Here is a 15,926-nt window from a genome sequence, read left to right as displayed (position 1 = left end):
GTTTCGCACGCGTGGCTGGCGCGCTTCCGCTTTGGTCCGGTGGAATGGCTATGGCGTGCAATGACCTACCGCCAGTGGCCACCGATGCGGCGTGGAGCCGGGCAGGGCTGATCGATGCAGGGCGCGCATCCTCACGTCTGGCTTGCAGCTGGGCATGGCATGCTCGGCATCAGCATGAGCGCCGGCAACGGCCAGCTGATCGCCGATCTCGTATGAGTCCGTACGCCGGTGATCGACCCTGCCCCCTACCGACCCGAGCGATTCCGATGAGCACTGCACCCTATGACTACGACCTGATCGTCCTCGGCGGCGGCTCCGCCGGCCTGGCCGGTGCGATCCGCGCCGCGCAGCACGGCAAGCGCGTGGCGCTGCTGGAGCCGGGCGAACTGGGTGGGACCTGCGTCAACGTCGGTTGCGTGCCGAAGAAGGCCATGTGGCTGGCAGCTGACCTGCATGAGCGCATCGGCCTGGCCAGTGCGATGGGCTTCGATGTCCAAGCGCGCCCGGCGCTGTCGTGGAAGGAACTGGTGATACATCGCCAGGCCTACATCAGCAATATCCATACCAGCTACCACAAGCGCCTGGACGAAACCGGCGTGGTGCGCATTCCGGCGCGCGGCCATCTGCTCGATGCGCACACCGTGGCCTGCAGCGATGGCGTGCGCTACAGCGCCGAACACATCCTGATCGCCACCGGAGCGCACCCGCTGCGCCCGGACATTCCCGGCGCGGAACTGGGCCTGGTTTCCGATGATTTCTTCGATCTGCGCGCGGCACCGGCCGAGGTGGCGATCATCGGTGGCGGTTACATCGCGGTGGAGCTGGCTGGCCTGCTGCAGGCACTGGGCAGCAGGGTGAGCCTGCTGGTGCGCGGTCAGCGGCTGCTGGATCGCTTCGACTACGAGCTGACCGATCAGCTGGCCGAGAACCTGAAGCAGCAGGGCGTGCGCATCCATTTCGGCTATCGCCTGCGCGAACTGCAGCGCGATGGTGAGCGCGTACGTGCATTCGGCCATGATGGCCCGCTCGACAGCGTGTTCGATGCGGTGTTCTTCGCTGCCGGCCGCCGCGGCAACAGCCGTGGCCTGGGTCTGGAAGCGCTCGGCATCGACATCGGCGAGCACGAGCAGGTGCAGGTGGACGAGTGGCAGACCACCCGTGTGCCGAGCGTGCATGCGGTCGGCGACATCGCCGGCAAGGTCGGCCTGACCCCGGTGGCGGTGGCCGCGTCGCGGCGGCTGATGGACCGGCTGTTCGGGGGCCGCCCGCAGTCGAAGATGGATTACGAGAACGTGGCCAGCGTGGTGTTCTCGCATCCGCCGCTGGGCGCGGTGGGCATGAGCGAGGAGGAAGCGCGCCGGCGTTTCGACCAGGTGAGCGTCTACCACAGCCGCTTTCGCCCGATGCTGCAGGCGCTGGCCAACGGCCCCCAGCGCAGCCTGTTCAAGATGGTCTGTGCCGGCCCGGAAGAACGCGTGGTGGGCATCCACCTGCTGGGCGAAGCGGCCGACGAGATCCTGCAGGGCTTTGCCGTGGCGGTGAAGATGGGCGCGACCAAGGCCCAGTTCGACGACACCGTGGCGATCCACCCGACCTCGGCCGAAGAAGTGGTGCTGATGCGCTGAGCCGGGCCGTTGTGGCGCCGAGCCCTGCTCGGCTGCCTTTCGCCCCGGCCTGGCGAAGCCGAGCGCGGGCTCGGCTCTACAGGGCAGCGGGCGCCCCCGTGCGACAATGGGCGTCCCCACGTCTTACCGGGCCGCCCTGCGCGGCCCGCCGTCGTCCTGATGTCCACTCCCGCTTCCCGCATCGCTACGGCTTCCCCACGCATTGCGCTGGGCGGCATCGGCCTCGCCGCGATCGGTGCCATTGCCGCGTCGGGCAAGGCGATCATCGTCAAGCTCGGCCTGCGCCATGGCGTCGATGCCACCACGCTGCTCGCGCTGCGCATGCTGATGGCGCTGCCGCTGTTCGTACTGATGGCCCTGTGGGCCGCACGCCGGGCCGAGCCGCTGTCCTGGGCTGATCGCGCCCGCGTGCTGTGGCTGGGCTTCACCGGCTACTACCTGTCCAGCCTGCTCGACTTCCAGGGCCTGCAGTACATCAGCGTGACCCTGGAGCGGCTGATCCTGTACTTGAACCCGACCCTGGTACTGCTGATCAACGTGCTGCTGGCGCGCCAGCGGCCGGGCCGCTGGCAGATCGGTGCGCTGGTGCTGAGTTACCTCGGCGTGCTGCTGGCCTTCGGGCACGACCTGCAGCGCGAGGGCGGCCAGATCATCGTCGGCAGCCTGCTGGTGCTGGGCAGTGCGCTCAGCTATGCGCTGTACCTGTTCGGCAGCGGGCAGGTGGTCGCGCGCATCGGTGCAGTGCGGCTGACCGCCTATGCCAGCTGCGTGGCCAGCGTGCTGGTGCTGCTGCATTTCGCGGTGACCCATCCGCTGCCACTGCTGTGGCAGGCACCGGCGCCGGTACAGTGGCTGTCGCTGGTCAACGCCACGGTGTGCACGGTGCTGCCGGTGCTGGCGATCATGCTGGCGGTGCAGCGCGTGGGTTCGTCGCTGGCCGCACAGGTCGGTATGCTGGGCCCTGTTTCCACCATCGTGATGAGCCTATGGCTGCTCGACGAACCGATGGGGCCGGCGCAGATCGCCGGCACCGTGCTGGTGCTGATCGGCGTGCTGCTGGTGACCCGGCTGCGGCGCTGACCCCGGAGCAGGCGCGTGCGCGCATCCTGGCGGTGATCCGCGCGATCCCGGCAGGGCAGGTGATGGGCTATGGCCAGGTCGCGATGCGCGCTGGCCTGCCCGGGCGCGCGCGCCTGACCGCGCGCGTCCTGGGCCAGAACGACGACCCGGACCTGCCCTGGCACCGCGTGCTGCGCTCGGACGGGCGCATTGCCCTGGAAGAAGGGTCGGCGGGCTGGCGTGAGCAATCGCAGCGGCTGCGTGCCGAGGGCGTGGTGGTTGAGAACGGCCGGGTGCGGATGCCCACGACCGATCCGACGGTAGCGCTGGATGCTGCCGTATGGGGGCCGGGCTGAGCGCCGCTGGCGACTGAACAGGCCGGACCTGCGGGTCGCCAACAAGGCGCGGTGCTGCGGCTATGATGGAGGTCGTTCCATGCCGGTGCTCCCATGTTCCCGCGACTGCCAACCGTCACCAAGGCCCTGCTGATCGCCAACGCGATCCTGTTCCTGCTGCAGCAGCCGTTCCTGCTCGGCATGCAGACCTTCGAGCCGTTCATGCTGCAACCGCTGCAGCAGGGCTTCGATGCGTTCTCGCCGGGCGGCAACTTCCAGCCGTGGCAGCTGCTGACCTATGGCTTCCTGCATGGCAGCTTCGGCCACCTGTTTTTCAACATGCTGGCGGTCTTCATGTTCGGTGCGCCGCTGGAGCAGACCTGGGGCGAGAAGCGCTTCCTGCTGTATTACCTGGTCTGCGTGGCCGGTGCCGGTGTCTGCCAGCTGCTGGTGGGTACGCTGCTGGAGAACCCGGCCACGGTGCTGGGTGCCTCTGGCGGCGTGTTCGGCCTGCTGCTGGCCTACGGCATGCTGTTCCCGAACCAGCGGGTGATGCTGCTGTTCCCACCAATCCCGATGAAGGCGCGCACGTTCGTGATCCTGTTCGGCGTGGGCGAACTGGTGCTGGGCATGACCGGCTGGCAGCCGGGCGTGGCCCACTTCGCGCACCTCGGGGGCATGCTGTTCGGCTGGTTGCTGATCCGCTACTGGCGCGGGCAACCGCCGTTCAACAAGCGCCGCCCGCCGGGTCCACCGAAGCGCCCGAACCATCTGCGCAGCGTCAAATGAGCCGAAGGATCATTTGACGCTGCAGGTGCCAACCTTGGTTGGCACACCTCGCCAGGATCATTTGACGCGGTAGGTGCCGACCGCTGGTCGGCACGCCTTCAGAGATCCTGCAACACTACCTGCGCCGCATTGTGACCTGGCGCGCCGGTCACGCCGCCCCCGGGATGTGTTCCCGACCCGCACAGATACAGGCCGGGCAGGGCGCCACGATAGCCAGCCTGGCCGACCATCGGCCGTGCCGAGAACAGCTGGTTGGCGCTCAGTGCGCCGTGGAAGATGTCACCGCCGACCAGGCCAAAGGCGCGTTCCAGGTCCAGCGGTGACAGCACCTGTCGGCCAAGCACGCTGTCGGCGAAGCCGGGTGCATACCGGTCGACAGTCGCGATCATCAGATCGGCCACCGTGTCACGGTGATCATCCCAGTGACGTCCATCGGACAGCACCGGTGCCACGTGCTGGCAGAACAGACTGGCCACATGCCGGCCGGGCGGCGCCAGCGAAGCGTCCAGCGTGCTGGGAATCAGCATCTCCACAATCGGTTCGCGTGACCAGCCGTCGCGTCGCGCATCCAGCCAGGCGCGGTCCATGTACTCCAGGCTGGGCGCCATGATGATGCCGGCGCTGAGGTGATCGCCGGGCCCGGGCAGGGCGCGGAAGTCCGGCAGCCGCGACAGCGCCACGTTCATCCGGAACGTGCCGGAACCGCAGCGCCAGTTCGCCATGCGTTCGCGGGTCGCGTCCGGTACCTGTGCCGGGGCCAGCATCTGCTCGTACAACAGCTTCGGATTGACGTTGGCGATCACCGCGCGTGCACGCAGGATTTGACCGTTGGTCAGTTCCACTCCCACGGCACTGCCGTGTTCAACCAGTACGCGTCGCGCGCCGGCGTCCACGTGCAGTTCCGCGCCAGCCGCGCGTGCAGCGGCGGCGATGGCCTGGCTGATTGCGCCCATGCCGCCGATCGCATGGCCCCACGCACCTTTCACGCCATTGCACTGGCCGAACACATGGTGCAGCAGTACGTAGGCGCTGCCCGGTGTATACGGGCTTGCATAGTTGCCGACAATGCCATCAAAACCGAACAGGGCCTTGATCGGCTCGCTCTCGAACCAGCGGTCCAGGTACTCGGCGGCCGACAGCGTGAAAAGGTCCAGCAGTTCCTGGCGTAGCGAAGCATCCAGCGTTGCCAGTTCGCGGCCGAGGCGGCCCATCTGCCAGAGCGCGGGCAGCGCACGCCAACCGCCTGCTACACCCAGGTCCGGTGGCGCGCGTAGGGCCCAGGCGCGCAGCACGTCGGCGAAGATCTCCAGGCGCGCTTCGTATTCGGGTAGCCGCTGTGCATCCCGCTCGGAGAACTTCGCGACCTCGACCTGGGTGCGGCCCGGTGCGGACAGCAGGTAGCGGCCGTCCGGCAATGGCAGGAAGTTGTTGGCCGGGCGATTGATGATGCGCAGCCCATGCGCATGCAGCTGCAGGTCGTCGATCACCTTCGGCTGCAGCAATGACACCGTGTAGGACGCCACCGAGTTGCGGAACCCGGGGTGGAATTCCTCGGTGACCGCCGCGCCGCCGAGAACGCCACGACGTTCCAGTACCAGCACCTTCTTGCCAGCGCGTGCGAGATAGGCCGCGCAGACCAGGCCGTTGTGGCCACCACCGATGATGATCGCATCCCAGGACATCAGCACCTCGGGAAAAGGGACGGAGAGGATTGAGTTGCAGTTGGCACGCGGCCAGCGGCAATGGGGAAAAACGACTTAATCCCCTCCGTCCCCTTTTTTGATCGCTGCTTCGATGCTGGCGATGTCGATCTTCTTCATTGGCATCATTGCGTTGAAGGCCCGCTTGGCCAGCGCCTTGTCCTTGCTGGTCACCGCTTCGATCAGCATGCGCGGGCTGATCTGCCAGGAAATGCCCCAGCGGTCCTTGCACCAGCCGCACTGGCTCTCCTGGCCACCGTTGCTGACGATGGCGTCCCACAAGCGGTCAGTCTCGGCCTGGTCCTCGGTCTGGATCTGGAAGGAGAAGGCTTCGCTGTGCTTGAACGCGGTGCCGCCGTTGAGGCCGACGCAGGGGATGCCGCAGACCGTGAATTCGACCGTCAGTACGTTGCCTTCCTTGCCGTCCGGGTAGTCGCCCGGGGCGTGGTGGACAGCGCTCACCGCGCTGTCGGGAAAGGTGTTGGCATAGAAGGTGGCGGCCTCGAGCGCGCCGTTGTCGTACCAGATGCAGATCGTGTTCTTGTATGCCATGGTCGGGCTCCGCAGCGGACGAAGGCGCAGCGATAGCACGGGCGGTGTTAACCCGGGATCGTGCTGCATCCGCAAAAAAAAGGGCGCCCGAAGGCGCCCTCTGCATCCCCAGCGTGACGGCTGGCTCAGCGCCAGACCTTGATCTGCTCGGATTCGCTGCGCTGCATGGGCTGGCCAGCCTTGCAGCTGAAGGTGGCACCGAACGCCGGCAGGTTGGCCAGCGTGCCATTGCTGCGCCACAGGCCCGGCGCGCGGATGTCGGCGGTCAGGCGGCGCGCGGCCTCGTTCGGCGACAGCTGCTGCGCCCACAACGTGGACCAGGCGCGGAAGAAGCCCTGCTGCTGTGCCGGCTTGGCCTTCGGCTCCTGCGCGGTGTATGCGGCCCAGGCCAGTTCCAGGCCGGCGATGTCGGCCAGGTTCTCTTCCTGGGTGAGCGTGCCGTTGACCTTGGCACCCTTCACGCCCGGGAAGTCGTAGGCGCTGTACTGCGCGGCCACGCGATTGCCGAGCAGGGTCCAGGCGGTCTTGTCGGCCGGAGTCCACCAGCTGCGCAGCTCACCCTTGGCATCGACCAGCGCGCCCTTGGCATCGATCGCACGGGTCAGTTCATGGCCGACCAGACCACCGAAGCTGCCGAACTTGTCGGCGGCGTCGGCCTTGGCGTTGAACACCGGGCCCTGCAGGATCGCGGCGGTGACGATCAGGCGGTTCTGCGCCAGGTCATAGGCCAGCGACGGCTGCTGCGGCAGCACGTCCCAGCGACGGTCGGCGTTGCCCTTGCCGATGCGCTTCATTTCCTCGCGATGGCGCCAGGTCGACGCGATCAGCATATTGCCACCGAACGAGCCGCGGCCCATCGGCTGCACGCTGTAGTCCAGGTCGCGCAGTGGAGTGCCGATCTCGATCTTCAGCGCAGCCAGCTTGGCCTGCGCTTCGGTCTTGGCTTCGGCACTCATCCAGCTGCTGTTCTTTACCGCCTCGATCTGTACTTCGCGCACCTTGTCGACGATCCATGCGGCCTGGCGACGATCTTCGGCCGACAGGTAGCGGGCGGCGTACTCGCGGCCGACCATCGGGCCGGCGGCCACATTGATTGCATCCAGCACGGATTCCCAGCGCTGCGGCGGCAGGGTCTGGCCACGCAGCACACGGCCACGGAATTCGAACTCGGCGTCGCGGTAGGCCTTGGACAGGTACGGCGCCATCGAGTCGCCCACGCGCCAGCGCAGGTACGCCTTCCACTGCTCCGGCTTGAGCTTGGTGACCATGCCATCGAGCTGCTTGAACAGGCCCGGGTCGGCCAGCGAGACCAGGTCATCGTCCACGCCCTGTGCCTTCAGGAAGGCATCCAGCTGCAGGTTGCGGTAGCGGCTGTTGAGCTCCTTGGTGGAGATGGGCGCGTAGTTGTTGAACGGGTTGTTGATGCCGGCCAGCGACTGCGCATTGCGTGCCAGTTCGGTTTCCAGCGCGATCACCGCCTGCGACTCGGCATCCAGCTTGGCGGCCGGGGTACCGGTCAGCGCCAGGATCTGCTTGACGTAGTTGCGGTAGCGGCCCATCAGCGCCACGGTGTCGGCGTCGGTGCGGGTATAGAACGCCGGATCCGGCAGGCCCATGCCGCCCTGCATGAAGTAGCCGATGTGACGATCCAGCGCCTTCAGGTCGACGTCCGGGCCGAAGTTGAAGGCCACCGGGATGCCGACCTGGTGCAGCGCGGCGATCGAGGCCGGCACATCCTTGGCCTTCTTGATGGCGTTGATGCGGGTCAGCAGCGGCGCAATCGGATTGGAGCCGTCTGCTTCCACGGCGGCTTCGTCCAGGCCACTGGCCCAGAAGTCGCCCAGCAGCTTCTGCACATTGCCCTGCGGCGACTTCATCGCGGCGTCGAGCAGTTCACGCTGCTGCTGGCGGCTGCGGTCAACCAGCTGTCCCAGCGCGGTGACGGCGCCGGTCTGCGGCACCGGGTTGGCCTTCAGCCAGCCTGCATTGGTGGCGTCGTAGAAGTCGCTGCACTGGGCGCTGACGGCCGGAGCGCGTGCGGCCTTCTTCTTGGCGGCGAACGCATCGTGAGTCGGGACCAGGGTCGCCAGGCTGATGCCCAGGGCGATGGCAAGCGGACGGAAGTTGGGCATGTGGAACGAATCCGTGATGGATTGAGGGCGCGCGCACTATAGCAAGCCAGGCATGGGCGCGGGATGCACGCGTCGCGGTGCATTCGCCGACCAAGGTCGGCAGCTACCGGGGAGCGCCGGGATCAGAAGATCCACGCCATGCGTGGATGAAAGACACCCCGGAAAAACAAAGGCCCGGGAATTCCCGGGCCTTTGCAGGTCTGCAACAGCGTCAGCCAGGACTTACCAGATCACCACCTGCTGCTCGCCGGTGCGGGCCATCGGCGAACCGGCCTTGCACTGGAACGCGGCCGCGAAGGTCGGCAGGTTCGACGGTGCACCCATGGCGCGGAACTGTGCCGGGGCGTGCGGGTCGGTCGCCAGGCGGACCTTGGCGTTCTCCGGGGTGTACTTGGTGCGCCACACGGTGGCCCAGTTGAAGAAGAAGCGCTGGTCGCGGGTGAAGCCGTCCACCTTCGGGTCTTCCTTGCCGGCGCTGGCCTTCTGCAGGGCATCGTAGGCGGTAGCCAGGCCGCCCAGGTCGGCGATGTTCTCACCCAGGGTCAGGTGGCCGTTCACCGCCTGGCCGTCGACCTTGTACTGGTCGAACTGCTTGACCAGCTTGCCGGTCAGGCCTTCGAAGTTCTTCTTGTCAGCGGCGGTCCACCAGTCTTCCATGTTGCCGGTCGGCCCGAAGCGCGCGCCCTGGTCGTCGTAACCATGGGTCATTTCGTGGCCGATCACCGCGCCGATGCCGCCGTAGTTCAATGCGTCGTCGGCCTTCGGGTCGAAGAACGGCGGCTGCAGGATGGCGGCCGGGAACACGATCTCGTTCTGCAGCGGGTTGTAGTAGGCATTGACCGTCTGCGGGGTCATGCCCCACTCGGTCTTGTCCACCGGCTTGCCGATCTTGGACAGGTTGAACTTGTAGTTGAACTCGTTGGCCGCGCGCACGTTGCCCAGGAAGCTGTCGCGCTGGGTCTGCAGGCCCGACCAGTCACGCCACTTGTCCGGGTAGCCGATCTTCGGGGTGAAGGTTTCCCACTTGGCGATGGCCTTGGCCTTGGTCTCCTCGCTCATCCAGCTCAAGCCCTGGATGCGCTCCTTCAGCGCGGCGGCCAGGTTCTTCACCAGTTCTTCCATCTTCGCCTTGGCTTCCGGCGAGAAGGCAACCTTCACGTACAGCTGGCCGAAGGCTTCACCCGCATCGTTTTCGATGGTGCCCAGCACGCGCTTCCAGCGCGGCTTCTGTTCCTTCTGGCCGTTGAGGGTCTTGCCGTAGAACTCGTAGTTTTCCTGCACGAAGGCATCGGCCAGGTACGGCGAGGCGCTGTCCACGGTGTGGAAGCGCAGGTAGGCGCGCCACACCGACGGGTCGGTATCGCCCAGCGCCTTGCTCACTTCCTCATGGAAGGCCGGCATGGCCAGCGAGAACTTCTCCGGCGCGGCCACGCCCTGCGATTTGAAGAACTCGGTCCAGCTGAAGTTCGGGGTCAGCTTGTCGGCATCGGCCAGGGTGACCGGGTTGTAGTACAGCTCGACGTTGCGCGACAGCTCCACGCGCGACTTGGAGGCCTTGGCCAGGCGGGTCTCGAACTTGACCACGTCCTCGGCCTGCTTGGCGGCGTCGGCAGCGGCGACACCGGACAGCTCCAGCACCTTGGCGACGTGCGCCTGGTAGGCCTTCAGCTTGTCGGCATTCTTGGCGTCGGTGTAATAGGTGCTGTCCGGCAGGCCCAGGCCGCCCTGGCTGGCGTAGGCCATGTTCACGGCCGAGTTCTTGAAGTCGGCTTCGGCACCGAAGCCGAACAGGACGTTGTCGCCCCTGGCCGCGCTGGTGCGCAGGTAATCGGCGATGGCCGCCTTGTCCTGCAGGCCGTCGATGGCGGCCAGGTCGGCCTTCAGCGGCTCGATGCCCTGGGCATTGATCTTGGCCTCGTCCATGCCGGTGGCCCACAGGTCGCCGACGATTTTCTCGATGTGGTTCGGATTCTTGACCTGCGCCACCTGTTCGGCCAGCTGGTGCTGCACGGCCACCGAGCGCTCGTCGAGGATGGTGAACGCACCCCAGCTGGTGCGGTCGCCCGGAATTTCATTGGCGGCCAGCCACTTGCTGTTCACATAGTCGCCGAAGGCGCCGCAGGCGTCCTTGGTGGTATCCAGATCGCTGGGCTGGAAAGCGTTGTAGGCCGGCAGCTTGCTTTCGTCCAGCGTGTAGTTGGTGGCTTCGGCCGCGGCCGGCGTGGAGGCGGTGGCGTCCTTGGCCGGGGTTTCAGTCTTGCCGCAGCCGACCAGCGCGGCCGAAACGGCCAGGGTCAGCAGCACGATCTTGGGAGTACGGGTCACTTTGATGGCCTCCAGGCCGAGTGAGTCAGGGAAAGGCCGTGGGACGGCCGTGGGCCGAACGATACGCCGCCGGCCAGACCTGCAAGGGTGTCGAAGGTCATGGCCGGGTGCAAGGGGGCCGCTTGGTGGCCCGGAAAAGACAGACCCGGCAAAAGCCGGGTCTGTCGGGTGTTGCGGTCAGCGGTGGATCAGAACTTGTACTTCAGGCGCACGAACGGGGTGCGACCGTAGTAGTCGTACTGGGTGGCGAACGGGTGGGTGTTGCCGTAGCGCGAAGAGTAGACGCTGCTGGAGATCAGCGGCGGCTTGGCATCGAACACGTTGGAGACGCCCACCAGAATCTGCCAATCGGCCTGCTCGTAGCTCACCGAGGCGGTGTGATACCAGCGGCTGCCAGCGGTGATGTCGCGGTAGGAATTCGGACGGCCCTGATAGGTGAACGTCTCCAGCAGGTCCGGGTCCTTGGTCGACGCGATGTACTGGGTCATCCAGTTGTAGGTCCAGTCGCCACGCTCCAGGCTCAGGCCCAGGTTGCCGACCAGGTCCGGGCGACCGAAATCACCCAGCTGGTCCGACGAGGACAGGCCGCTGGCCGCTGCGCTGTCGAACAGCTCGGCGGTGTCTTCAACCGTGTAGGTGACCTGCGAGTCCAGCGAGAACTTGCCGAAGCTGAACTCGTGTTCCCAGTTCAGGGTCAGATCCCAGCCGCGGGTGCGCTGGCGGTTGATGTTCAGGTACTGCGCATACACCTCGGTGATCATGTTCGCGTTGGTACCCGAATTCGGATTACGACGCATCAGGTCGCAGTAGCGGTTCGGATAGGTGGTCGACTCGTAGCAGCCTTCCAGGATGGACGCTGCACTCAGCGCGGTGATCTGGTCGCTGACTTCGTAGTCGAAGTAGTCGATCGCAACGCTCAGGTCAGCAAATTCCGGGGTGAACACCAGGCCGATGCTGCGTGCACGCGAGGTCTCCGGCTTCAGGTCGCCGCCAGCGCCGCCACGAGTGAAGACGGTGGCGCTGCTGTTGCCTGCGGCGGTGTAGTCGCCCGGGATACCGGCAGCGGCGCAGTTGGCAGCAGCGTTGCTGTTGTTGCCTTCAGCCCAGCGGATGCAGGGATCGATCGCGGTCTGCGCCTGGAAGCCGGTCTGATTGCCAAGGTACAGCTCATACAGGCCCGGTGCACGGTAGGAGGTACCGATGGTGCCGCGCAGGCGCAGCGACGGGATGATCTGCCAGTTGACACCGAACTTCCACACCTTGTCCGAACCGGACACCGTGTCGTACTTGAAGACGCGGGCCGAGCCGTTCAGCGACAGCGACTCGATGCCCGGAACTCCCTTGAAGACCGGCACATCCAGTTCGACGAACGCTTCCTTCACCTTCTCGTCGCCCTTGGTGCGACCGGCGGTGGTCGAACCCCAGATGTCGGCAAAATCGGCACCCGGCTGGTCGTCGATCTTGTAGTTGCGGTACTCCACACCGACTGCGGAAGCCACGGCACCGGCCGGAAGATCGAACAGCTCACCGCTGAACACGGCGTTGACCGTGGTCTGATCGTAGGTGGTCTTGCCCTTGGCCCAGACGCCGAGGATCGAGACCAGCTCGTCGACCTTCGAGCCATTCAGATAGCCCGGGTCGAAGTAGTTCGCAGCTGCAGTGCCGGTACCCGGACGGCCGATGTCGCCGCTGATCGAGTTGCGGATGCCAAGGTTGCTGTACTTGCCACTGGAGTGGCTGTAGTTGGCATTGACTTCCCAGCCCCAGGTGCTGCTGCCGAAGCCGCCATCGAACTTGTTGGCGAAGTAGTAGTAATCAACTTCGGTCTCGGAAGCAGACTTGAACGGCAGCACCGGCTGAGCGCGGGTGGTGGTGCCGGGGATCAGCACTGTCGGGAAGAACTGGCGCCACGAGAAGTTGTCCGTGGTGCGGTTGTTGTAGAGGAACTGGGTCTTCCAGTTGAACGAATCAAAGCCGAAGTCAGTGGCAAAGTAGACCGTCTTGCGCTCTTGGCGGTTGATGATCTGGGCTTGGCCGTAAGCCTGGAAGTTGTACGGCTCCTGATACGTCGCCACGGGGTTGCCGTTGGCATAGGTCTGGTTGGCGCGCGGACGATAGCCCGGGAACGGGCCAACCGTGCTGCCATCGGTGCTCGGCACGTAACGGACGGAACCGACGTCGATGACGTTGTGCAGCATGTTCTGGCAGTTGGCCAGGTTGGTGCCGGCCAGGATGGAGCGGTCGACGCGGTCGATGCGGTTGCCCTTGTCGTCCCAGACGATATCTTCGGCGCACTTGAAGAAATCGCGGTCACCGCGGGTCAGTTCGTTCTGGCGGTACCATTCCACGGCGGCGACGATGCTGCCATTGTCGAAGTTCCAGCCGTTGGCCAGCGACGCCGAGAATACTTCACCGCCGCCTTCGGTCGGAACGCGACCGCTGACGGTCAGCTCGGGACGGTCGAAGTTCTTCTTGGTGATCAGATTGACCACGCCGGCGACGGCATCGGAGCCATAGATGGAGGACGAACCGTCCTTCACGATCTCGGCACGCTGCAGGACGGCGGTGGGCAGCACGTTCAGGTCGAACGCGCCGACCGCGCCGCGGGTACCGGCCGGGCCCGGACGCTGGCCATCAAGCAGGATAAGCGTGCGATTGGCACCCAGGCCGCGTAGCGAGAACGTCTGTACGCCGGTACCACCATTGGTGGTGAAGCCGCCGAACTGATTGGTGATCTGCGTTTCGGCGGCGCCGATCGCCGACTTCTGCAGGAATTCACTGACGCTGGTCTGGCCCTGGGCGGCATTGCGCTCGGTGTCGATGGTGAACACCGGCGAGGTGGTTTCATAGTCCGCGCGACGGATCAGGGAGCCGGTGACCGTAACCTTGTCAAGATCAGTGGCCTTCTTGTCAGACGTCGAAGCACTTGACGCCGCTGCTTCCTCGCGGGTGGATTCCTGGGCCAGCACCGGGGCTGCCTGCAGGCAGGCAATCACTGCCAGGGCGAGCGGCAGGCGGCTGGGCGTAATAAGGCGGTTGGTCTTGCGCATTGTGTCGGATCCCCACTTGTTATGCTTCGGTTAACGGAGTGTATGTACGGCGTAAAGTAAATGCAACATGAACATTCCCCGTATGTAACGCGCTTTTGCTAATGGCGTATTCATGTGCCGATGGGGAGCTGCAGAGCTCCCCAGCTGCGTGGACGACGGCAGGGTGCCTCCCTGGGCGGCCTACAGGCCGCCTGGGCCGCAGTCCTTGGCCAGGAAGTCGGCCATCAGCGGCAGCGTGGCCCGGTAGTGGCTCGGGTACCACGGCATGCTGTGCGGCATGTCGGCGATCAACTCGAACTTCGCCGGAACCTTGCCTTGGACTGCGTTGTAGAACGATCGGGCGTGGAACGCCGGAGTACGTACGTCACGATCTCCGACGTAAAGCAGTACCGGGATGGTCGCCTTGGCCGTGTTCTGTATCGGGTCCATTCCCTTGACGGTCTGCCCCTGCAGGATGCGCTGCAGGCGGTTCTCGCTCCATGACATGCCGACTCTGCCGAGATCGGTGACGGGCGCTCCGGCAATGGCGCACTGGAAAGTCGAGGGGCTGCGGACCGTGGCTGCCGCGGCTGCGAAGCCGCCATAGGAGTACCCGAAGATGGCCAGGCGGTCCTTTGCGGCGATGCCCTGCTGCACCAGCCACGCAGCCGCATCGTCATTGTCGTCCTGCATGGTCAGCCCCCACTGCCTGTCACCCGCGAGCCAGTGGTCGCGTCCAAAGCCGGTTGAGCCTCGATACTGGGGGCGGATGACAGCGTAGCCACGCGAGGTGAAGTAAGGCACCCAGCCAGATGCATCCCAGCCGGCATAGTCACGAGCCCATGGGCCACCGTGCGGGTGCACGAGCGCTGGAAGTGGTTCTCCCCCTTCCTTCCAGCCCGCGGGCAGATCAAGGATGGCGGGAATCTTTCGTCCGTCGCGGGCGGTATAGGTGACCCAGCGTTGCTGGCCGATCTGCCTGCCATCGATCCAGGGTCGCTCACTGCCCAGGGTGGTCACCTGTTTGCGGTCGCTGAGTATGTGATAGGTCGTCGGCGTGTCGGCACTGTTGGTGGTAAAGAGCACGCGGGAGAGATCGTCGTTGTAGCCGGTGATGGCGACGTACTTCCCCGGATAGGCCTGTTTCAGGCCGTCGTAGAGGGCCTTCATCTGCGGATCGACATAGATCGCTTCGCGCCGCGGCCCATCCACATAGAAGCCCAGAACCTGATTGAAGTTGCTGGGTTTGCTGCCGAGGATGAGGCCGCTGATCGGATGCTGCGGGTGGGCGGCCAGCGGCTCCTTGTCGAAGGTCCGGGTTGCTGGGTCGTACAGGCGGGCCTGCACCTGCTCGGAAAATCTGTCGGTGAGGATGTAGAGCTTGCCGGTCTGGTCATCGATGCCGGCCACGTCCATCGTGTAGCGTTCGCTGAGCTTGGTTGTCAGCGCATCGTGCTTCTCGAACTTTCCGCTTGCCTTGTCCTTGATCAGGATCTGCTGTTCGTACTCGCTCGACCCGGCCGGTTCGATCTGGGTCCTTGTCAGGAGTTCGCCGCTGCGGGGATGGAACAACCCGGGCGTCGAGCGCGCGTCGCCACGGAAGAGCAGCTCGGTCTGTCCGGTCTTGAGATTGAACAGGTAGTAGCCTGCCGAGAACGTTGACTGATTGATCTGTGAAATGATGACCTTGTCAGGGTCCATTGGGAGCGAGTGAACCAGTGACGCAGTTCCCGCCAGTTCCAGGCAGCGTTGTGTCTGTTCGCTGATGCCAAGCTTGCGTGAATTGTCGGCGAATGCTTCGTCGAACTTGGTCTGGGAAGTGTCGGTCAGGTAAGCCTTCGATAGGAAAGTCTTGGTGTTTCCCACCGAGTTGCCTTCTCCACAACCGGCCAGCTGCGCGGTAAGTTCCTGGCGGCCGATGACAAGGCTGCGGCCGGCCTTCAATGCGCTGGCGGCGATGAACTTCATGCGGTCGCCGGAGGGCGTGATGGCCACCGGGCCTGCGCCGAGATTGTCCAGGTTCCAGTTGGCGAGCGCGGTGTCACCGTTGTTGCTTCCCGGGGCAGCGATGATCGCAACCAGCTGCTTGCCATCGGGGCTCATGGTGACCGATTGGATGGCGGGAATCTTGGCGAAGTCGTCGACCGGCAGCGGTGTAGCCAGCGCCTGGCCCACGGCCAGGCCCAGCAGCGTAGCAGCAGCGCCCAGATGGGCGAAGAGGCGTGTGGCTTTCATGTACAGGGCATCCTTGGCAGTTTGACTGGAAGATGACCTGAAGATGAACGAGGGCGCCCGGTTCGTCAACTTGGCGTGAAATCTACAACCCTGGCCGGCCCTGGTTGCGTTCCAAAGTAGAAGGCCCCGCTGGAGCGGGGCCTTC

At 65.3% G+C, this 15,926-nt stretch carries 11 protein-coding genes and 1 pseudogene; 6 read left to right on the top strand and 6 right to left on the bottom strand.

Annotated features, from left to right (window positions below):
* The 6 genes and pseudogenes from VG543_RS19630 to VG543_RS19605 all read left to right on the top strand — a co-directional run.
* Positions 1–111, top strand: a 111-nt coding sequence (locus VG543_RS19630) for a DUF418 domain-containing protein (protein ID WP_423179076.1), incomplete at its 5' end; no start/stop codon positions are given.
* Between the two features lie 15 nt (positions 112–126).
* Positions 127–216: pseudogene (locus VG543_RS19625) on the top strand (FAD-dependent oxidoreductase); the annotation flags it as partial.
* Between the two features lie 50 nt (positions 217–266).
* Entirely contained in the window at positions 267–1,625 is a 1,359-nt protein-coding gene (gene gorA, locus VG543_RS19620) for a glutathione-disulfide reductase (protein ID WP_019660629.1), read from the top strand.
* A gap of 159 nt (positions 1,626–1,784) precedes the next feature.
* Entirely contained in the window at positions 1,785–2,705 is a 921-nt protein-coding gene (locus VG543_RS19615; protein WP_019660628.1) for a DMT family transporter, read from the top strand.
* Positions 2,612–3,040: an MGMT family protein gene (locus VG543_RS19610; protein ID WP_423179075.1), complete on the top strand. Its 429-nt coding sequence runs from the start codon at positions 2,612–2,614 to the stop codon at positions 3,038–3,040. The genes VG543_RS19615 and VG543_RS19610 overlap by 94 nt, the downstream gene beginning before the upstream one ends.
* A gap of 93 nt (positions 3,041–3,133) precedes the next feature.
* Positions 3,134–3,808 (top strand): rhomboid family intramembrane serine protease, encoded by a 675-nt coding sequence (locus VG543_RS19605; RefSeq protein WP_005410509.1) that lies wholly within the window; start codon positions 3,134–3,136, stop codon positions 3,806–3,808.
* 98 nt (positions 3,809–3,906) lie between these two features.
* Here the strand turns inward: VG543_RS19605 and VG543_RS19600 are convergent, their stop codons facing one another.
* The 6 genes from VG543_RS19600 to VG543_RS19575 all read right to left on the bottom strand — a co-directional run bounded on the left by VG543_RS19600 (position 3,907) and on the right by VG543_RS19575 (position 15,781).
* Entirely contained in the window at positions 3,907–5,490 is a 1,584-nt protein-coding gene (locus VG543_RS19600) for a phytoene desaturase family protein (protein WP_423179073.1), read from the bottom strand.
* Positions 5,491–5,565: 75 nt separating this feature from the next.
* Entirely contained in the window at positions 5,566–6,060 is a 495-nt protein-coding gene (locus tag VG543_RS19595; RefSeq protein WP_423179072.1) for a VOC family protein, read from the bottom strand.
* Between the two features lie 125 nt (positions 6,061–6,185).
* Positions 6,186–8,192 carry a M13 family metallopeptidase gene (locus VG543_RS19590; protein ID WP_312543886.1) on the bottom strand — a complete coding sequence of 669 codons (2,007 nt, stop codon included), beginning with the start codon at positions 8,190–8,192 and terminating at the stop codon, positions 6,186–6,188.
* A gap of 222 nt (positions 8,193–8,414) precedes the next feature.
* A complete protein-coding gene (locus VG543_RS19585) occupies positions 8,415–10,517 on the bottom strand; it encodes a M13 family metallopeptidase (protein WP_019660623.1) in 2,103 nt (700 codons plus the stop codon).
* Positions 10,518–10,705: 188 nt separating this feature from the next.
* Positions 10,706–13,567: a TonB-dependent receptor domain-containing protein gene (locus tag VG543_RS19580; protein ID WP_019660622.1), complete on the bottom strand. Its 2,862-nt coding sequence runs from the start codon at positions 13,565–13,567 to the stop codon at positions 10,706–10,708.
* A 180-nt stretch (positions 13,568–13,747) separates the two neighbouring features.
* A complete protein-coding gene (locus VG543_RS19575; RefSeq protein WP_423179071.1) occupies positions 13,748–15,781 on the bottom strand; it encodes an alpha/beta hydrolase family protein in 2,034 nt (677 codons plus the stop codon).
* Positions 15,782–15,926: the final 145 nt, after the last annotated feature.

This window comes from Stenotrophomonas sp. CASM101, from assembly GCF_049384845.1.
Taxonomy (GTDB): domain Bacteria; phylum Pseudomonadota; class Gammaproteobacteria; order Xanthomonadales; family Xanthomonadaceae; genus Stenotrophomonas; species Stenotrophomonas hibiscicola.
This window is presented reverse-complemented; position numbering and strand designations above follow the sequence as displayed.